The 20,764-nt window shown below is 43.4% G+C and carries 18 protein-coding genes; 8 read left to right on the top strand and 10 right to left on the bottom strand.

Features of this window, described 5'->3' with window-relative positions; genetic code table 11:
- Positions 1-47 precede the first annotated feature (47 nt).
- Complete coding sequence (locus MHB37_RS09095) at positions 48-929, top strand: AraC family transcriptional regulator (RefSeq protein WP_076179655.1); 882 nt, start codon at positions 48-50, stop codon at positions 927-929.
- A gap of 6 nt (positions 930-935) precedes the next feature.
- Here the strand turns inward: MHB37_RS09095 and MHB37_RS09090 are convergent, their stop codons facing one another.
- Positions 936-2,390, bottom strand: coding sequence for a glycoside hydrolase family 28 protein (locus MHB37_RS09090; protein WP_339190319.1), 1,455 nt, complete (start codon positions 2,388-2,390; stop codon positions 936-938).
- A 19-nt stretch (positions 2,391-2,409) separates the two neighbouring features.
- Positions 2,410-3,975: a glycoside hydrolase family 43 protein gene (locus MHB37_RS09085; RefSeq protein WP_076191126.1), complete on the bottom strand. Its 1,566-nt coding sequence runs from the start codon at positions 3,973-3,975 to the stop codon at positions 2,410-2,412.
- Between the two features lie 202 nt (positions 3,976-4,177).
- On the opposite strand from MHB37_RS09085, the gene MHB37_RS09080 reads away from it, so the two are divergent.
- The 5 genes from MHB37_RS09080 to MHB37_RS09060 all read left to right on the top strand — a co-directional run bounded on the left by MHB37_RS09080 (position 4,178) and on the right by MHB37_RS09060 (position 11,233).
- Positions 4,178-6,421, top strand: a complete 2,244-nt coding sequence (locus MHB37_RS09080; RefSeq protein ID WP_076191124.1) for an AraC family transcriptional regulator — start codon at positions 4,178-4,180, stop codon at positions 6,419-6,421.
- A gap of 321 nt (positions 6,422-6,742) precedes the next feature.
- Positions 6,743-7,723: a sugar ABC transporter permease gene (locus tag MHB37_RS09075; RefSeq protein WP_051491306.1), complete on the top strand. Its 981-nt coding sequence runs from the start codon at positions 6,743-6,745 to the stop codon at positions 7,721-7,723.
- A gap of 12 nt (positions 7,724-7,735) precedes the next feature.
- Entirely contained in the window at positions 7,736-8,620 is an 885-nt protein-coding gene (locus MHB37_RS09070; RefSeq protein WP_405169159.1) for a carbohydrate ABC transporter permease, read from the top strand.
- A 140-nt stretch (positions 8,621-8,760) separates the two neighbouring features.
- Entirely contained in the window at positions 8,761-10,293 is a 1,533-nt protein-coding gene (locus MHB37_RS09065) for a DUF3502 domain-containing protein (protein WP_405169158.1), read from the top strand.
- Positions 10,294-10,681: 388 nt separating this feature from the next.
- On the top strand, positions 10,682-11,233 hold the full coding sequence (locus MHB37_RS09060) for a glutathione peroxidase (protein WP_405169157.1): 552 nt from the start codon (positions 10,682-10,684) through the stop codon (positions 11,231-11,233).
- A 218-nt stretch (positions 11,234-11,451) separates the two neighbouring features.
- On the opposite strand, the gene MHB37_RS09055 is transcribed toward MHB37_RS09060, so the two are convergent.
- Positions 11,452-11,781 (bottom strand): hypothetical protein, encoded by a 330-nt coding sequence (locus tag MHB37_RS09055; protein ID WP_405169156.1) that lies wholly within the window; start codon positions 11,779-11,781, stop codon positions 11,452-11,454.
- Positions 11,782-11,947: 166 nt separating this feature from the next.
- Entirely contained in the window at positions 11,948-12,673 is a 726-nt protein-coding gene (locus MHB37_RS09050; protein WP_405169155.1) for an HAD family hydrolase, read from the bottom strand.
- A gap of 193 nt (positions 12,674-12,866) precedes the next feature.
- Between MHB37_RS09050 and MHB37_RS09045 the strand changes: the two genes are divergently transcribed.
- Both MHB37_RS09045 and MHB37_RS09040 read left to right on the top strand, forming a co-directional pair.
- A complete protein-coding gene (locus tag MHB37_RS09045) occupies positions 12,867-14,030 on the top strand; it encodes an ABC transporter permease (RefSeq protein ID WP_340395339.1) in 1,164 nt (387 codons plus the stop codon).
- 96 nt (positions 14,031-14,126) lie between these two features.
- A complete protein-coding gene (locus tag MHB37_RS09040) occupies positions 14,127-14,636 on the top strand; it encodes a PadR family transcriptional regulator (protein WP_036684013.1) in 510 nt (169 codons plus the stop codon).
- Positions 14,637-14,740: 104 nt separating this feature from the next.
- Here MHB37_RS09040 and MHB37_RS09035 read toward each other — a convergent pair whose 3' ends face one another.
- The 6 genes from MHB37_RS09035 to ccpM form a co-directional block, all read right to left on the bottom strand.
- Positions 14,741-14,998: an AbrB/MazE/SpoVT family DNA-binding domain-containing protein gene (locus MHB37_RS09035; protein WP_036684015.1), complete on the bottom strand. Its 258-nt coding sequence runs from the start codon at positions 14,996-14,998 to the stop codon at positions 14,741-14,743.
- A 604-nt stretch (positions 14,999-15,602) separates the two neighbouring features.
- Entirely contained in the window at positions 15,603-17,123 is a 1,521-nt protein-coding gene (locus tag MHB37_RS09030; protein WP_081387797.1) for a S8 family serine peptidase, read from the bottom strand.
- A 93-nt stretch (positions 17,124-17,216) separates the two neighbouring features.
- A complete protein-coding gene (locus MHB37_RS09025) occupies positions 17,217-17,852 on the bottom strand; it encodes a DUF6033 family protein (RefSeq protein ID WP_076184254.1) in 636 nt (211 codons plus the stop codon).
- 1 nt (position 17,853) lies between these two features.
- On the bottom strand, positions 17,854-18,138 hold the full coding sequence (locus MHB37_RS09020) for a hypothetical protein (RefSeq protein WP_036684022.1): 285 nt from the start codon (positions 18,136-18,138) through the stop codon (positions 17,854-17,856).
- A gap of 16 nt (positions 18,139-18,154) precedes the next feature.
- A complete protein-coding gene (locus MHB37_RS09015) occupies positions 18,155-19,264 on the bottom strand; it encodes a TIGR04066 family peptide maturation system protein (protein ID WP_076184253.1) in 1,110 nt (369 codons plus the stop codon).
- Positions 19,265-19,275: 11 nt separating this feature from the next.
- On the bottom strand, positions 19,276-20,733 hold the full coding sequence (gene ccpM / locus MHB37_RS09010; protein ID WP_217904434.1) for a Cys-rich peptide radical SAM maturase CcpM: 1,458 nt from the start codon (positions 20,731-20,733) through the stop codon (positions 19,276-19,278).
- Between the last annotated feature and the right edge of the window lie 31 nt (positions 20,734-20,764).

The raw sequence follows: 20,764 nt of genomic DNA, 5'->3' as shown, positions 1-20,764 counted from the left end.
GTTTATTCTATAATAACCGTAACGCTTCGTAAGAGAAGAGGAGAATTATGACTAGCCTGACTAGCCCCAATCACAAATATCATATTGAAGAAGACCGCTACAGCATCCAGCATATGAAACGTAAAGGCATCACTGCTATGCCACGTCCCCACAGCCATGACTTAGCCGAGCTGTACTATCTGATACAAGGGGAGCGGGTATACTTTGTGGACGACCGAGTCATTACGGTTCATAAGGGTGAGCTTATTCTTATCTCCGGCCGGGAGCTTCATTCCACAGCAAGCTCGGAAGTAGCCGAGTTCGAGCGGATTCTGATCAACTATGATCCTGCTCTTCTACCGCCATCCCTGCAGAATGAAGCCATCTGGTTTCATGACCGCGGGTACCGCTTGTTCAAGCTGACCCTGCGCGAGCAGGACGAAGCGGAAATCCTAATGAACCGGATGCTGGAAGAATGCCGGTTGCAGCGCCCGTATTACGAAACCAGCGTAATCGCTTTATTCTCCGAGCTGATGATTCTCCTCCAGCGTTCAGAGAGTATCTCACAAGCTGGAGGGACGAAACATCCGCTCCATCATCTAGTAACGGATGTAGCCACCTATATCCGTGATCACTACCGTGAGGCCCTTACTCTGGAAGAGACTGCGAGTAATTTTTACATTAGTCCTTCATACTTGAGCCGGGTATTTCACCGATTGACGGGTTTTCACTTTCGGGAATACATCGTTCATGTCCGCGTAAGGGAAGCCGAACGGCTGCTTGTCGGATCTACAGGCAAAATCCAGGAGATCGCCTCCGCTGTCGGATTTGAACATCTTTCCCATTTCAATAAAACATTCAAAAAATCAACCGGTCTGACCCCGCTCCAATACCGAAAAGAAGCAAGGTCACACCCACGGAAGTTCAAGACGGATTTCCATCATCCATAGAATTTTTTATCTATCTGTAATCGTCAAATCTTCGGAATGAGTGAGCGTGACGTGGCTGCATCTATGCGCTGTTATCTTCGGCATTTGCGAAGTCTGCAACCGGATACGATCCAACGTGAGCCCCGTGGCATGCCGCAGCACAATTCCCCGATCACTCACTGCGTGGAATTTTTCGATGGTTAGATCAGCAAGCGGCATCTCCGGCAGCCCGTTAACCAGTAGAGCGGTTGCCGCACCATGGCACACAATATTCTTCAGGGTAATCTTCCGAAATTGCGGAGTTTCCTCTGTAACCGAAAATAACTGCTCGTCATACCCTTCCGATCCTTCAACCCCTGCATAGAACATATGAAAGGATACAGCCTCGTGGATGATGCCGGTCATGTTGATATTCTCCATTACAATATCCTCCACCACACCGCCTCTTCCCCGGGTGCTTTTGAACCGCAGGCCGATGTCCGTGCCGATGAACAGGCAGTCACTAACTCGAACTGCATGTACACCTCCGGACATCTCGCTGCCGATCACAACGCCTCCATGTCCGTGATATACCGTGCAATTCCGGATGGTAATATACTGGCAGGGCATTCCCCACTTACGGCCTTCCTCATCCTTGCCTGACTTGAGACAGATGGCGTCATCACCCACATCAAAGCTGCTGTACTCAACTAGAGCATGCGTGCAGGATTCCAAATCAAGGCCATCCCCGTTCTGCGAATACCAAGGATTACGTACCTGAACATTTCGTACGGTAATCTGCTCGCAACCAATGGGATGAAGACACCAAGCAGGTGAATTCTGGAAGGTCGGCCCTTCCAGCAGCACCCGCCGGCAATTGCGCAGGCTAAGCAACGTCGGACGAAGATACGTACGAGCAGGCAGATAAGCCTCCATACTAGTTTCTCCCTTGTCCCACAGCTTCCGGCAGAAGTCCTCACCTTCCATGGCTTCCCGGGAAGGCCACCATACTTCGCCCTGCGGATCAAGCACTCCTCCAGATTCGATCAAACGCTCCCATTGCTTCTCGGTCATCTTAAACCGCTTCACTGGGCGCCAGCCTTCGCCACTGCCGTCGAATATTCCCTCACCGGTTATTGCCACATCGCTTAAACCTTCTCCATCGAGCGGAGCCTGACAGCGCCAGCCGGCATTCCCCTCATAATGGGAAGAAAGTAACGGATACAAGGTATGATCAGGGTCAAACTGCACCAACGCTCCCTTGTCTACATACAGATTAATTCGACTACGTAAAGTAAGGGGTCCTGTACGCCAGATGCCAGCGGGAATAACAACTTTTCCGCCTCCCGCCGCAGTGCAGGCATCCAGTGCAGCCTGAATAGCAGAGGTACATAGCGTTAATCCCCCCTCTTCTGCCCCATAATCCGTGATTGCAAAAGTCCGTTCGGGAATCTGGGGAAGCTCGGGAATCGGATACGTGTTAGTTACAAGATTGCTGCTCATTGAATTTCACCTCCTCCTATTATTCAAGTCCTTCATAGCTAAACCAGTCGAAATCGGCATAGCTTTCGCTCTTTGCGCCTTGAGAGCTTGTGTACATCCCGAGGTATGCTCCTGTGAATCCTCCGGCCAGATCGGTGCTGAGCACTCTGCCATCCGTCCGTTCACAGAAGGCTGTCCACTTGGCGGCTTCAGAAGCTCTGTAATAGAAGCTATACTCTTGTCCTCTGGCTTCCACCTTAAGCTGTACCTGATCCTGTAGATAGGGCACTGACGCCAGCAGCTGCTCGCTGCCACCCATCCGATGAATCAGCTGTAATACACGTTCGCCTGCCTCTAGCCCCAGTTCATAACGGAAGTGGTGATCCGCATTTTGGAGGAGAACAAGACCAGCTACTTCCCCTTCTGCAGCGGGACTAAACGTCATGTCAGTCGCCGCTCTGAAGCTCAAATGCTGCTGGCGTCTACCGATATAAGATGGATTGGCAATCTCCGAGAGCCGTTCTGGCTTCAGGCGAAGCCGCAGAACTCCAGACTTGTCGGTAAGACTCCAGAATTCACCCCGCGGTGTCCGCAGGAAATTCCAGATCGGTGCCAGCTCATTACCTATAAACTCATCGCGCGCAGGCAATTCCGGCCATTTTGTCTCTGGCAAATCCGGAGCCTCCGTCTCAAATTCCAGCACTCCTTTGCCAGGATTGACCACAGGCCATTCATTCTCCCAGATTACCGGTGTCAGGAAGGTTTCACGTCCCAGATTGCGGTAATAACCACCGCTGGTTCGTGAAGCCAAGCAGAACATCCACCAGTCACCATGCTGAGTCTCCACTAGCTCTCCATGACCCACATTAACAATAGGATACGCTCTGCCAAGATGGCGATGCGTCAGAATCGGATTGGCTTTATGGCCCTCATAAGGACCGGTCACACTCTTGCTTCTGGCAATCGTAATCGCATGAGTATGCCCGGTTCCGCCCTCGGCAATCAGCACGTAATACCAAGCGCCGATCTTATAAATATGCGGTCCCTCTTGCGCATGAGCTACCTTGAGTGCGCCTTGCCAAATACTCTGCTTCGGGCCGATTAGCTTCCCTTGGCTGAGATCAATCTCCTGCAGCCAGATATCCATATGCTTCGGATAAGCCTGCCCTTCCGGCGGAACACGGTTGCCGGTATAATACACCTTGCCGTCTTCATCGAAGAACAAAGAGGAGTCAATACCGGGTGCATCCTCCAGCCATACAGGGTCAGACCAGTCTCCGGCCGGATCGGTTGTTGTTACATAAAAATTATGCTGGTTCTTGTCATTGTCAATAAAAGTGGTAATCATATAGAAAACTCCCTCATGATAGCGGAGCGTCGGTGCCCAAATGCCCATGGAGGGAATCGAGTGATCCAGATTGAGCTGGGACGGGCGGTCCAGTACATGGCCAAGCTGGCGCCAATTGACCAGATCCTTGCTGTGGAAGATAGGAACGCCTGGGAAAAATTCAAAGCTTGAAGTCACAAGATAATAATCTTCACCAACACGGATAGCGGAAGGGTCAGGATAAAATCCCGGCAGCACTGGATTGCGGAATGTTCTCATTAAAAGTAATCCTCCTCAAAACAATTCAAATGTAAGCACCACCAATTATAGTTCGTATAAGTTTAACTTTCTTGTATTTTCTATGTTCTATTTCTTCATTTTTATACTTTCATGCTATATTGCCCATATTTCACTCCTTGTCAGCGAATAGCCTTTCCCTCTAGAATGGGTGTAATAGGATTTACCTGAAGGGGTGAGCAGCTTGGGAAAAAGAAAGAAATTGTACTCCCGCTTTTTTATGAGCCTAACCGCGATTTCAGTTTGCTGTATTCTAGTACTGGCTGTAGTGATCTTTTATTGGTACCGGAATATTACGATAGATAATGTCAACAAGGCGAACCAAAATGTACTGGTGAATACTGAAACCGTTTTTACAAACTATGAAGAGATCGTCCAGAACTACGCTATGGACTTCTATAGGAATCCAAACATCAACGCGCTCATGATGAATGGCGATACCAGCTGGAGCGACCAGTTGTACAGTGCCTTAAGCCAAATCCGCGGAGCATTGGTTGTGAACCAATATATGGAGAACGCCTACATCATGGGAGTGGATGAGCCTGTTGCCATGTTCGAAAACCTTCCGCTAAGCCCTGAATCCAAGCTGGAGCTATTCTCGAGAATGCGGGATAACATCATTGTTGAATCACCGTTTCTGTGGGAGGCAACCTTGAATAACGGTACCCCCATTACCCTGCTCACCGTGTTTTATAATGACCGGGCGTTTGCGGATAGCGAATATAATGGTGCGGTAGCACTGACCGTCAATTTGGGAAAGCTGCAGAATAATCTGTTTACGCAAAAAGAAGGCGAAGCCACCCGTTACGCTGTGCTTGACGGAAAAGCATCTGTGCTCATGCACAGTGCATTATCTGACATCCCTCTGGAAGAGGGCATGTTAAAGCAGGTGGTGTCCTCCACCTCAGAAAGAGGCTCTTTTGTCTATAAGGGAGGTGAAGAGCCACAGCTGATTACCTATGTATATTCTGCAGCGGACAAGCTGTGGTTTGTGTCGGAGACTTCCTACAAGGATAGCATCCGTGATATCTCCAATGCCCGTAATCTGATGACTGGCCTGTGCTTGGCCTTGATTGCCGCCGCATCTATAACCGCCAACCTGATCTCGCGGCGGATGTATAAGCCAATCGGCCGGCTCTTCGGCAATATCGCTCATCTATCTGGCAATGAAGAAGCGCTGAAAACCGGTGGCGATTTCGATACCGTAAGCCAGGAGCTCGAACAGATTGGCGTTAAGCTGGAGCAGCTAAAAAAAGAAAGCGATGATAGCGCCTTGATGCGGTGGTTGCTTTCCCCGCAGAGAACACCAGAGAACAGCGGGACACCCCTGATGAGCATAGCCGCTTCTGGGGGAGCATATTGTGTATGCGTGCTGACCGCTCTGGAGCCCGAACAACCTGAAGACTCCGACTTCCGGCATACTTTTGAGGAAAACATACAACAGATTGAACATGCCTTCTGTGAACTTGCAGCCATTCAATCCTTCCGCCCGCATCAAGGCACTGCTGTACTTATTCTGAGCGAGCTTCACAGCGGCAGCTTCGGCGATTACGCTTTGTACCGCGGCAAATGGGAAGAAACCGCCGCTCAGCTACAGCTTTCCGGAGCCTGCTGCGCCTTCGGAATCAGCGGGCTGACGGATGATTTAAACCTACTGAGGGCTAAATACAATGAGGCTGCGGACAGTCTGCAATATATTAAATTTCATGTGCAGCAGAACATCATCTTTGCCGATGATACGATCCACCTGAACAGCAGCCCAATGCCCGACAGTGCCCTTGAACCGGTACTGCAAGCCGTTAAGCAGACGGAACTCTCGAACCATATTCCGCAGGCAGTGGAGAGATTGCTGGCAGTAGCCTGCAGTTACCGCGTCGAGCCTGCCACCATCGCTTTATCGAGACTGGTCTTTGAACTCAGTCGCACGGCTGAGCTTAATGCAGACGTCCAGCATTCCGGCTTTCTAGATAATTACCAGCATATCTGGCAGATCCAAAGCTATGACAAGCTATGGAATTGGATTGTAGACAGCTGTTATACCGCCCACGAGCGTATTGCCAGCATGAGCGCTGTACAGACCAAGAGCATTGCTGGTGAAGCCATTTGTTATATCAGAGATCATTATGATGACTCCAGGCTCTCCCTTAATGCCCTTGCTGACAAGCTATCGCTAAGTCCCGCTTATCTCAGTAGACTTATTGCCGACGAAGTAAACTGCAGCTTTCCCGATTTCGTTAACCTGCTGCGTCTGGAGCAGGCGCAGATGTTATTAGTCACTGAGCTTGACTTGGATATCCGGGAAATTGCCGAGAAAGTGGGCTACAACAGCAGCACCTATTTTACAACCCAGTTCAAAAAGCGTTATGGGGTTACACCTTCTAAATGGAGAATGAATCATATTCTACAGAAACAGAATCTTCCTGATTGACCCGCTAAAAGTAAGGAACAAAGGGGATGTCCCGGCAGCATTTTCATAGCCGGAGACATCCCCTTTTTGACTTTCAATGAATAACCCTCGCGCCGGCCTATACTATAAAATCCCCCTTTAAATCAGGCTTTTGAGCACCCTAAAAACAAAAAAGTTCTGTCTTTTTCGTTTTTTTAAGCTGCCCTTTTCCGCTTTTTTTAACTTTTTTCCGTTTATTATGATAGCGTTTACATTCCGGGTGGATTTATGATTTTCATGTAAAGCGTTCTCCTAAAACAAGGGACGGAAATGACAACGCTAGTATAAAGGAGTGGACTGTTAATGATGCAAGAGGCTACATCGGAGACACAAGGAATGCCAAGTCCGGGAATCAGGACGGCCAAAGCCAAGAGCTTCCGTAAATCCCTAAGGAAGGACAGCTCGCTTTATTTGCTCGCTCTTCCGGGAATCGTCATTCTAATTCTTTTTGCTTATCTGCCGATGAGTGGTCTGATTCTCGTCTTTAAAAATTACAACTTCAACGACGGAATCTTCGGCAGCCCGTGGGCCGGCTTCTCTAATTTCGAGTTTTTCTTCTCTAGTATGGAAGATTCTCTTAGGGCTACACGCAACACGGTGATGTTAAATGCGCTGTATATGCTAACCGGCACGTTTTTTTCAGTGGCCATCGCCATTATTCTAAATGAGCTGCGCAGCAAATGGTTTATCAAAATCACGCAGAGCGTCATGTTTTTCCCGTATTTTATTTCCTGGATTATTATCGGAGCCATTCTGTTCTCCCTGCTGGATTACGACAAAGGCATTATGAACCAGTTGCTCCAGACATTCGGCTTCTCCCAGGTTGACTGGTATTCCAGCCCTTGGCTGTTCGTAATCATTCTCGTGCTAGCGAATATCTGGAAAAGCGCTGGTTACGGTGCCATCATCTATTATGCGGTGCTGCAAGGCATCGACACTTCCTATTATGAAGCTGCAAGAATCGATGGTGCCTCCAGATGGCAGATTATCACCAAAATTACGGTGCCCATGCTGATTCCGTCGATCATTCTGATGACGCTGCTGGGCATCGGGGGCATGCTGAAAGGCGATCTCAGTATGATTATGGGGGTAACGTTCCTGAATCCGTTGCTTCTGCCGACTACCGACATTATCGATGTGTATGTATACCGCACAGCCATCCGTTCCGGAGAATTCGGCTTTGCTTCAGCCATCACGCTCTATCAATCCGTCTTTGGTTTCATTCTGGTGCTGGTGGCCAACAAATTAGCCGGCTGGTATGACAAAGACAGCAAACTATTTTAGGAGACTGATAAGATGCAAACTACCGAAAACAAAGGCCTGCTCTTTTTCTTTTACATCTGTATTGCCGTATTTTCAGTAATCTGTCTAGCGCCGTTTATTCTGGCAGTATCCGGCTCATTATCTACCGAATCCAGAATCGCCGCGGAAGGCTATTCGTTCTGGCCCAGAGGCTTTACCTTTGAAACCTACGAATTCCTGTTTGGCTCGAAGGCACAGCAGATTCTGCGGGCGTATTCCATGTCGGTGATCGTTACGGTGCTGGGTACCATATCGGCCGTATTGGTGACCACCGCTTACGCTTATGTCATTTCCGTTAAAAGCTTCCGGCTCAAAAATTTCTTCGCCTTCTTCGCCTATTTTACAATGCTGTTCAGCGGAGGAACGCTGCCATGGTATCTGCTTAGCACCAAATATTATCATTTGGGCGATACGCTCATCGGCCTGTTCATCCCTTATGTGCTAAGCGTCTTTCTGATGTTTCTCATGGCTAACTATTTCCGCAGCATCCCGCATGAAATCGTGGAATCTGCGCAAATCGATGGTGCCGGACATCTGCGGATCTTCTTCAGCATTATGATTCCGCTGGGCCGCGTCGGACTGGTCACCATTTCGCTCTTTTACGCACTGCAATTCTGGAATGACTTCTATTTGCCACTAATGCTGGTAACCGATCAGGATCTCTATACGATCCAATATTTGATGTACAACATGATGGCGAACATTCAGTTCCTGGCTTCCGGCAATGCTGCTCAAGTTGGTGGAGCTATCATTGCACCGCCACTGGAGACAGCCAAAATGGCAATGACCTGTCTGACCGTTTTGCCAATCGCCATATTATATCCTTTTCTCCAGCGCTTTTTTGTCAAAGGCATTATCGTAGGTTCAGTCAAAGGCTAATTTCCAGCAAGGATGCCATATTATGTTCGGTTGCACCGGGTTTATGCTCCCCTACTTCTTGATGTACAATGGGACTTAAGGGAGCATGGCCTTTGCAATAGTGCCTCAAACATTATGATTCTATTTCAGGAGGGTTCATCATGAAAAAGAAAAAAGGTTGGTTAAGTTTGCTCCTCGCTGCGGTGTTCTTGGTAAGTGGCTGTGCTCAGGGCAACAATGAAAGCGCTCCCCCTAGTTCTGGAACTGGAAATGAAGGTACCTCTTCCTCTACGGATAGCGGTAGTAAAGACGGCAGCGCCTTGGCTCCTGCCAAATTGAAAATTGTGCTGTACGGGGATGAGTCCAACCGGATGAAGGAACTAGCGAAGACATCGTTCTACGACACTATTAAGAAAGAAATCAATGCTGAGGTTGAATTCCAGTTTCTTCCTTGGACCGAATATGGCGGCGGTAAAACTGATTTAATGCTGTCTACGGGAGAAGACTTCGCAACTTATACAGATGCCAATTACATGGTAAAATCTGTGGCAAAGGGGCTTTATGCCGACCTCACTCCGTATGCCGATGCAGCCGCTGATTTGAGTAAAAATGTGGACGAGGCCTCCTTCAAAGCCTTTCAGCTGGAAGGCAAGCAGTATGCGATCCCCGTCGGCAACAAACCGAATTCTGCGGAATTCTACAGTGCGCTAGTTAGACAGGATTTGCTTGAAGAAGCCGGCATGACACAGGTCACTTCACTGGGAGAACTAGAGCAGTTCTATGATAAGGTCCATGCCATTCATCCCGAACTGATCGGGTACGCCAACACCGATGCGCGCAGACTCCTACAATATGATTACACGGACAAAAACCTCTATTGGCAAAATGATTTTATTGCCCTGAATGAGTCTGTGAAGGATGATCAAATTATTAGCTGGTTTGAAACCGAAGAGTTCAAGAGTTATGCGAACCTAATGCACGGCTGGTATGAAAAAGGAATCATTCCGAAATATGCCGCCACCAATGTCCCACAGCTGCAGTCTGACTGGAACTCCGGAAAAGCGATGTTCTGGGCCGGCACAGCAGCACGCCCATTCGAAGGTGCGGCAACCATCTCACAAGCAGTGCCTGATGCCAAACTGGTCAATTATTTCCTCGGCAGCGGCCGTCCAAAAATCAGCCGCGGCACTTACAGCACCGCCTTTTTCGTCTCCACCGCAGCTAAAGACCCTGAACGTTACGTCATGTTCTTCAATCTGCTGCAAAAAAACCAGGAGCTGTACGACTTGTTCGCCTACGGGATAGAAGGAACAGACTATACGCTGGATGAAAAAGGGCGTTTGACCAAAATAACCACTGATTCGCTGATTCCTGACTGGCTGCTGATGAACAAAAACTTCATGCGTTTCGATAACACGGTACCGGATGAGTTTATTGCAGAATATAAAGCTTGGGACGATGGAGCCATCATTTCCAAAGGTGCCGGCTTCAACTTTGACAATACACCCGTCAAGAATGAAGAAACGAAGCTGAACGGTGTATTCACTGAATACCTCGCTCCGATCGGCAGTGGCTTCAGTGATTATGACACCGCCTTTCCCAAAGCGCTAGACAGACTAAAAGCAGCGGGAATAGACAAATATATCGCTGAATACCAAAAACAATTTTCCGAATGGTACGCTAAGCAGCAGTAAGCACCGCCGCGGCAATTATCATACAGCTCAAGAAGCGTGTCTCCATTAAGGAGCACGCTTTTTGGCCTTCGAACGCCGTGGTGAAAGCGGTATAATGGCCAACCTTGAATCAATACGACGGCGAGCAGGATAATTCAATCAAAATGATTACGTTTGGGGAATTTTCGTTGCTGATACTCTTAGAATTATTTTCAAAGTAACTTGAAGGATAAGAGGGAAACTGCTCATTGGTTAAAAGCGCAAAAATAAAAATTTAAGCGGCATTTTATACTGGAGATATACTCGTTATAGTTTAATACTATAAACATTATTCTTATTATATATTAGACCAATAAACGCCAATAGCGCTATTATGTGATTTATAATAATAACGTGGAGGGATGGTCTGATGTCTATTTATGATTTTCAAGCAAAGTCAATTCATGATGAGCCTGTTGAATTGTCCATTTATCGCGGGAAAGTTCTGCTTATTCTGAACACTGCCAGTAGGTGCAGCTATTCTCGCCAATTACCTGATCTCCAAAAAATTTACGAAATTCACCATGAGCAAGGGTTTGAAATACTTGGTTTTCCTTGTAACCAATTCAACGAGAAAGAGCCAGAAAGCAACTCGGAAGTACATAAATATTGTGAGAGCAACTTTGGAGTTAAGTTTCCATTATTTGAGAAAGCTGAGGTTAGGGGACCGTCTGCCCATCCTTTATTTCAATATCTAACACAGCAAGCACCATTTCAAGGATTCGATACTGAGACATCAGGCGGTAAATGGATGCAGGATTTTCTGCAGGAAAAGTATCCGGACATATATGCCGGAGATGGGGTTAAGTGGAATTTTTCAAAGTTTTTAATCGATAGAAACGGTCATGTATACGGTAGATACGAAACAACGACTGAACCCTTTGACATAGAGCCATTTATTAAATCACTTCTTTTAAAGTAAATGAATCCGATTGGTAATTTAACCAACAGAGAACGATAGTTTAACATAAAGGGTTTACATATTAGGCATGCAAAACATTTAGAACCCTTTATGTTATTTAAATTTCATTTCTTACTTTGATTAAATAATATAAAGTCAGAATAAATTGTATTAATAAGATAAGATATAAGCCAATAACCAGTAGTACATAAAGAATTGCCTGTCCTCCCCCCATATGATTAGTTAAGCCAACCTGTAAGGAAAAAAAAGAGCATTGTGGTACCCACACAGATAAGGAGTAATAGTTCCAATTTTTTTTCAAATAGATGTTTTATAAACCATAGATAACTTACAATACACAACAAAAGAACAGCACTATAAAAAAACAAGGAATCATAATGAGTTACAAATAGGCTCCCTCCACCAATAGAAAAGACTATACCTATAACTAAAAACCACATCCCCACTCCAATCGCAGCACTTAAAGCAATAAAAAAGAAACTCATTATCATATTTATGCTCCCTTGGCCCACTTCTCGCTTCTCGGTTTCTACATTTTTCCTCTCCATTTTTTATCGGATTACTCCCTTTATTTATGTATATCTTTGACATTAGACTGACCGCTCCTGCATCTGCATTTGGAGTATTGAAAATAAAAAGGCACCCTTCTTCAAGGATGCCTTTTTTTGATCAAGCGCTTGCTTGTAAGCTAAGCAAACTCCCCATCGTAAGTTCTTATTCACTAATCGTTGCGTTGTCGTATAAGTCAACCAATTCGTCGAAGGAGGTAATAATGACATCAGAGCCCTTCAGCTCATCCTGACGTCCGAAGCCTGCATAGGCGCAGCCGATTACGGTCTGGCCATTCCCTTTACCTGCCTGAACATCAGAAGAACGATCCCCAACCATCCAGGCACTGCTGACACCATGATTATCCAAAAGAATGCGTAGCAGCTCGGTCTTAGTCGCAGTGCCTTGACCTCCCGCACTATACAAGCCTTCGAATAACGCCTTAAGCTCATGCACCACAACGATGCTGTGAATATAATCCTCCAGCCCGTTGCTAGCCACAAACAGCTTCACTCCGCGCTCTTTAAGCGCTGTCAGTGTCTCAACCACCTGTGGATACAGTAGTGTGCCTCCGGCTTCAAGCCCTTCAATCTCCAGCTGCAGGAGCAATTCATCCGCCCGGCGGTGCACGGCTTCATCTGCTTCAGGCATAACATTCTTCCAAATGTCTGCCAGCAACATCCCTAAGCAGCCTAGAATACGTTCTTCTGGTGGTGTAGGTCCTACGTATAGTCCCTCTTCCCGTAAAATATCGAACATTTTATGATATGCAGGCAATAAAAGACTTTCAGTCTGGAACAATGTTCCATCCATATCAAATACAATCGCTTCTGGCTTGTTCAGTTTCGCATGAACCACGTTTTGTTCCGTTCCATGTACTTCGTTACTCATCTGTTGTTCCTCCCCATTCTGTTCAGCTTCAGGTAAGACATTCATCTGTGCGATATTTCCAGTACATGCCCTATGATATATGAAATCGCTTTGTAATGTCCATGCTCTTAACTTTTTCTGTTGCAGTTTATATTTCGTTATGCTATATTTCAATCTGTAATATTACAACTTGAAATATAAAGGAGAAATAACCATGTCAAATCAATTAATCATGCGCTTCCTCAAGCAGCCTGCTACCATCATTGGAATTATAACTGCACTGTTGTTCCAAGTTTTTTTCAGCTTAATTTGGATTACAGGATACGATCATGTAACGGATCGGGTAGATCAGTTGCCCATTGCAATTGTTAATGAGGATGGTCTAAATGCCCAGCCTATAGTCGATGGGATTGCAGGATCACTTCAGTTCGTAACCAAACAGGATCTCCAACTAGAAAATGCAAAAAAAGCACTTGAGCATAGAGAAATCCGTATGATTATCAATATTCCCCAAGGGTTCACTGGACAGATCAGTAATCCATCTGCAAAGACTGAACTCCACTACTTCTTAAATGAATCTAATCCGCAGATGGTCAGCAATGTGATGCAGTCGGTAGCACTTAAAGTCACGGCAGCAATGAACACTCAAAGCAGTAATTCAGCACTAAGCCACACCTTGGAAGCTATGAATCTGCCGCAAGCACAAGCGGAGATCATCAAAAGTGCTGCAAGCAGCCGCATTTCCGCCAACGTCGAAATCATTAACCCTACAACTAATTTTGCACAAACTATGGTTCCCTTAATGATCGTTACCGCCTCATTTACCGGTGCTATGTTACTCGCGATGAATCTCCATAAAGCTTCCTCCAACTTGTCTGGACAATTTAGTAAATGGAATCGCTTTGCAGCCCGATTTGTCATAATGGGTGGAACGGCTGTGCTTATCTCACTAGTGGGAACTATCATGGTTAACTCACTCGGTATCCACTCTAATCGTGGCTTTCTGCTTATGTGGCTGTTCGAGTTCACGGTAATTCTCTCCTGTATGATCCTTGCTCAGTTTAGTCTGCTGCTCCTCGGGGATGCTGGCGGCTGGCTAAATATTGCGCTTCTCTCCATGCAAATGTTAGCGTCCGGAGCAACTATTCCACGCGATGTGCTGTCACCTTTTTATAACTGGATCGGTCCCTTTTCGCCCGCTTACTATGCAGTTAATGGTATGCTCGACCTGGTTATCGGGGGTAACGGGGTATGGAAGGATATGTTCTATTTACTCTGTATTGGGGCAACAATTGCTGTATTAAGCGTACTTGTCACTTTCCTCCGTAAAGAAACTCGGATCTCACGAGAACAAGAGCCCGTGCCAGTAAATGCGTAATTATACAGTTTGCCACTCCGGCTATGCCATTTCAAATTGAGAGCGATATGCAGTTGTGATATGGTAGGAAGTGAAAGAAAGGAGCGGCAATGATTTATGAACATACAAGATGTTATTCTGGGGATTTTAAGCGAAAAACCTCATTCTGGTTACGAGATAAAACGACATTTCGAGGAATACTTCTCATTTTTCTTCGATGCCAGCTATGGCACGATCTATCCTACCCTAAGCAAGATGGAAAAGCTGAATCTGATCACTAAAGAATCTGTGCGACAGGAAGGCAAACCCGACAAAAATGTATTCACCATTACCTCTGCCGGCTTGGATCAGTTCCACGCTTATCTACAATCACCAGCCGAAAAAGATGTTCTGCGTTCTGACTTTTTTATGCACCTGTATTTTGGGGAAAAGACGGACAAAGAGAACATAGATAATCTGCTTCGGCAAGCATTGATAGAAAAGCAGGCAATGTACGACGATCTGGAACAGAAGTTGAACCAGCTAGATTACAAGTTATCTTCCTACCAGAAGTTGTGCATGGAGCTAGGCCTCGTACAATATGATGCTTTTATCAAAAAAATCCAAAGTGTGCTAGAGTCTAAATAAAACCCGCTTTCGAAAGTACACCATAAAAAAAGAACCAGTATTACATGCACATCTTGTGCTTGTAATACCGGTTCTTTTTTTTGAAATCATATGTGGTATATGGATTATGCTCTATCAAAGCTTGCAATAAGTTCATCAAGAACATCTTTGCTTACCATTTTACCTTTGAAATTGATCAGGTTTTCTGAGCTTCCGGAGAAGATACAAGTTGGCTCATATTTTCTAAGGATAATCTTTTCAGCGTCTACAAAAATCTCGAGCGGGTCTTTTATGTCGATTCCCATTGTTCTACGCAGTTCAATAGGAATTACGATACGTCCCAATTCATCCACTTTTCTTACTATGCCTGTTGCTTTCATCATCGTACATCCTCCCTTGAAGTCACATTTATAATCATTCTTGCTAAAAGCTATGTACGCTTCTATATGATAGTAATGATTACGCTACTACCTAATTCTAAAGTTCTATTCATTTCCTGTCAATTATTTTTCTACATTATATGATATTATTCGACAAAATTTCGACAATGTATGATATCTGTTGAGCACCAAGATTTGAAGCCATGTCAGAACACAAAAAAATAGGGGCTTCTCTGGAATGTCGAAATTCACCCAGAATGTAACCCTACTTGATGACAATTCTACCCTAAAATACCTTCGTTAATCTATTTGTAAATCTTGTCACTCCGCTTATCCGCAATCACAGTAAGTAGGAAATTGTCGAAAACTAGCAAGAACGCTACTCCGTCATTTACCCAGATGTTTAGTAGGTCAAACTTAAATAGGATCTATCATTGGAATAATAAATTCGCTATGAGTAGTGTGTGTATCGAATCCTCATGTAAATACAAGGCTGATGATATCACTGTAGTGTAAATACGATGAATCCGGAAGTCGACTAACGAGGGGCTAGCAAAGAAGTTATTAATGGAGAGTATTCTAAGTGTTTGATGATTTTTGTCCCCCATTAAGAGAGTAAATAAATTATAGAATTATATAGTTCTCTGATAAAGGTTTCATCAATCTGTTTAATATTGATAATACGTTCCTGGCATAAGCCATTTACAGCAAAAGTTGCTTGAAAGTAACCGTTTAATGGTTCAATGTCTATTTCAATATCCGTTTCTATTTTATCCGAAATATCATAGCCATATAAGACATATATCGCGATATCGTAAGATTTCTTATTTAGAATTAAGGAAAAATAGGAAGATGTCTGCGCTGAGTTTGTCTCAGGAACATAGTCTATTCCGTATAAAACTCCGATAGGGTGATTCGATGCAAAATAACTGTTATAGTTATTATTTTTAAATTGCCCTTTTAACCAGAGAATAACTTCAAAGTCAGTGTCAGCAGGGATGTAAATAGAAACCATTGGCTCTTCGATCAGCAACGGGGTGCTGTTAAGTGTGTAAATGTTGTGTATTTTGAATAAGCTATGCCATAACTTAATGTTAGTACACTGATTGTTAACTATCTTGTTCATATCTTTTCCTTGGTAATTGTCAATAAACACTACATTTTTATTGTATTTCGAAGCAATCCACTGTAATTCAACATAAGCATCAGGGTAAAGATCTCTGCTGATCACAACGAGAGTCTCAATATTTTCATTGTAAGCCAATAGGGCTGCATCAACAGCATCATAAACCGACTCAGCGGGAACGACAATTTCACCGTGTATGTTAACGCAAAGATTCAGATTGTCCAATTTGCATTTTCCGTTCACATAGCATACTAATATATCACTTATCCAATCAGGGTCAGCATAGCAAATAAACAAGTGTTTATCGTCCCTATAGTTATTTGCCATTTTCGACAACATGAGTTTTATTTGCTGCAAGTTAGTTAGGTGAGATTTACCAATGAGTTCACATACTTTGGCTGTAATCATGGGCGCGGCAAAGCTGTTCGAGTTGCTGCACTCTTTACCATTCAAATGATGTCTAGCAAAAGCCGTAAATTCTATACCGTCGATGATATTATCATTGAGATAAAACTCCCCTTCGTGCAGCGTGTTGCTTACCTCTCTCTTAACGCCTATAACGTTTGAAAAAGAAGCTGGATATGTAATATAATTATGATTACTTGCGGCACTTACAATAACTAAGCCTTGACCAGCAACCTTGTTTATAACTCTCTGCGTTTCTAATAAATCCGCTGAGCAATGGCTTCCCAAGCTGATATTTACAACTTGGATATCATTTTGAACGCACCATTCTAGTGCACTATACAACTTCTGGATATTTCCCCTTAAGGTAGAAGACAATATCTTCAAGCTATACATATAGATTTCCGGATAATAGTGCTTAATTATGCCTGCGCAGATGGTGCCGTGAGTTATTCTTTCGGGACTGTCTATTGTATAAGCGTCTATTGTGAAATCTTCATTGAAGATCAACTGTTGAACAACCGGTTCACCTAGCAAATATTCGTTGATACCATCATCAATCACGGCAATTTTCACTTTAGCTTCGATGTTCATCATCTCCTTTTACAGATCGACAAAAATAAAACCGCCTCATTGGTCACAAATCCATTGACCCAGGCGGTAGTCATGATTAAAAAAGTGATTAATCATTTAATTAAACAGGTTCTTTTTTCGCAGCATCGAATCCAGACTGGCTTGTAGCACACTATTTAAATACATGCTATCTTCTTCACCATTATTGGAGTTGTCAATAAATAACCCGAATTGTGATAGGCTAGAGCTGCTACTTAATTTACTCAACGAGTCTAACTGCTCCGCCTTTTTCTTTTTATCTGCCTCTACTTCTTTATTAATCTTCTCCCGCTCGGCAGGTGTTAAATAATCACCAATCACCCAAAAAGTAGCTGTTCCATCCGGATGTATAATGACGCCACTGGCATCACCGGGTTTATCATTAGCGCTGGAATCAAAATGATCCTGAATAATTGCTTCTACCCTTTTTTGCATTTGTGGATCTGTTGCCGACTGATTCAGTATATTTGGAGCAATGGTTACATTCCCTTTGCCAACACTACCAGAGTATACACTTTTCACTGCTTCATTGTTCTTTGGTATGGCTTGAACGTTGATTTTAATGTCGAATTTTTTTTCCAATTCCATCAAAACCGCTTCCGAACTCGATGTCGATAGCGCGTCTTGAAATGAAATCTCTGAACTCTTATTTTTCTGGATTACCATTGCAGCCCCCGCACGATTCAGGCTACTGAGTGAAGCTACATTCAACAACTTAAACCAACTCCCTTATTCTTTTTTCCTGTAGAATGCGGCAAACTGTATTATTAATTCGATCTAGGCTGTTGAAGCATCCATTTAATATATCGGTTTCCGGAATTTGTATTTTTAGTTTTTCCTCAATATGTACAAATAGAACCAACAAATCCCGTGGTGAGAACTGCATCGCCTCGCCCAATAAATCTTCATAGAAGTAGTTTTCATTAAGCTTGATCTTGTCCATTCCCATTACGTCGAATAATATTTCGTTTATCTGTTCACGCACTTGATCCAGATCCATAAATATCACCCTTCTTTTATACGATTTGCATATTTTCCTGTAACAATAGAGCTTCACAGCATTCTGCTAATTTCAAAGTGTCTGTCCCATTTAACGAATTAAACAGAGGAACCACTGACTCTAGCGATATTTTTGCAATTTTTTCATCAACCAACTTAGAATCAACCGTAAAAAACTTCAATTCTTTATCCTGTTTGCTTCTGCCCGTATCAAATTTATGATTTGACATATTAAAACAATCAATATCAAAACCTAATTTATGCTTTGTTGACACACATATCTTATCGAGAAACTCTCCATTAAAATCATCATAGGTCAAGTTCATAATACCGACATCCGGATGGATTGCACTAGCCGCCTCGAATGCAGTAATACCAAATCTATTGGTAAACAGATTATTATATACCATTGTCCCGCCTGGAATTCCGATAATCATTACATCAGGTCGTTCGTTCAATTCAATATATTTACAGAAGTGATTAAAAAGAAATATTTTATCTATCTCCGCTTCTTTATGATTAAACATAAAATCAGGAAAAGAATGAAATCCCATAATCTCACAGTAAGATTTTGTCCCAATTTGACTTACTTTGTACCCTTCTTTCAAGAAATAATCCCTTAGGCTAAGCTGAACATCAAATTTATTGGATTTTTCCATAAGACTCGCCACGCAGATTATCGGAACATTAATATCCAGCAGTATTTTCTCAACGAGTTCTACTTTCGTTCTGTCAATGTCAATTCCAAAAAAACTTGTGAGTTCCACATTATTTTTCAGGCATACCTTCTTTACCATTTCAACTTCATGATCAGCACATCTGTTAAGCAGAACAATATCTTTTCCCATCTCTGCGGCTTTGATAATTGTCGGGAACACCACTTTTTCAAAACTGCATTCAAATTCACAAATCATTAACACATCAAATTCATCATCTGAAAAAGAATCTTTAACTTTTATACCCACATCCTCACCATAATAGCTGTACGCTGCATCTTTTTCATTCAGTCCAAAACCTAAAGGTGCCATTAATGAAACAAGCTCATAGTTGCCCAGTAAATTGGAGAATCTGACGACCGGACCGAAATCTGCATGATATGGATAAACAATTGCTCTTTTTTTCACCATTGTCTCCCCCATTACACTTTTTCTTTATCAAAGTCGTAGCCTAACTCTCTTAGTACGCAATAATCTTTAAACAAACTCTCAGTGTTTTCTTTAACTTTATTGCAGATACTTAATTTTTTGGCAGCAGAAAACTCACTGATATCATCGGCGGCCATTGCACAAGAAGTGCAATATCTAAAGGCCCAGCACTCTTTGCATTCTTTCTCCGTTATTGTTCCAATGTTTAGTATGTTCCGGATATTATCCAATTCAAAGCCTGTATCTATATGCCCAATCCTCATTACACTAGATGCTTCACTAACTCTTTCACAGGGATACAGAGCACCGTCAGCATTCACAAACAATCGTTGTACTCCTGGAACACACGGTCCGGAATGATGGTCTTTTTTTACATCATAGAAAGAGATTCTAAGCCTGTTATGGACATTCTCCTGGATTTGATCAAAGCTTTCCATCACCAGCTTGGATACATCATTTTTCTTAAGCCTATCAAATTTATAAAGAAATAATTTGAAAACTTCGTAATTATACATCTTGATAAAACTGTCATTGATTAAGGACTCACTTTTTTTGTAGCTACTTGCTATATCACTTGCCATAACAGCAAAGTCTTTTACGGTCTCATAGTTTGAAAAAAAGTTTGTGGAACAGCTAAAATCTGAATTTGGATCAATTACTGCATTGAACATCACTTTATCAACATAGTCTGGTGTTTTGTTTTTGATATTTTCAATATTATCCATAATAGTCTGAAAACTACCTTTATTATTTACCGCAAAAACTCGGTTTCTATCATGCGCGACTTCATCGCCGTCCAGGCTGATCGTTAAATTAAAATCATTAGAAGATAAGAACTCTAAGGTTTCGTCGGTAATTAAAGTTGCATTTGTAGTAAGGTTAAACGTTAGTTCTTTGCCCGCACTTTGTTCTCTGGCATAAGCAACACAAGCTTTTATTAAGTCCATTTCCAGTAAGGGCTCTCCTCCATAAAATCCAATATTAATAATTGGAGAATCAACGGAGTGCTCAATCAAAAACTTAATTGCTTTCAAAGCAACCTCTTTTTTCATTCTCTTATTGGTATGTACTCTGTGTAAGTAGCTCCCTGAATACGCGCAATAGCTGCATCTTAAATTACAGTTTTGCGTGACCTGCAAAGTTATCGAGCCAACGCTTCTGCTTAAATTGTGCTGCAAAGAGTCGCTCATGGGATGAATCATCTCAAAATCCTGTTTCTCCGCCAAAAAACCGGAATCAAATAAGTTTTGAATCTCCGGTTCCACTTGTTCAAAGTTTGAATTTCTATAGTTCAACAAAGCCTGATAAGATCTTTCATTTAATTTAAGAAATGTATTTGCATTCGCATCGAACATATATTTTCCCGTTACCGTTTCAAATAAATGAAATACTGGCACCTGAACTCCCCCCACTCTAAAAGTGAAGCAGGACAGCTTTTTTAATAAAGCCATTTAGCCATCCTGCTCTTAGCTATACTTAAGA

The organism is Paenibacillus sp. FSL H3-0286, from assembly GCF_045040705.1.
In the GTDB taxonomy this organism is placed as follows: Bacteria; Bacillota; Bacilli; order Paenibacillales; family Paenibacillaceae; genus Paenibacillus_AQ; species Paenibacillus_AQ odorifer.
This window is presented reverse-complemented; position numbering and strand designations above follow the sequence as displayed.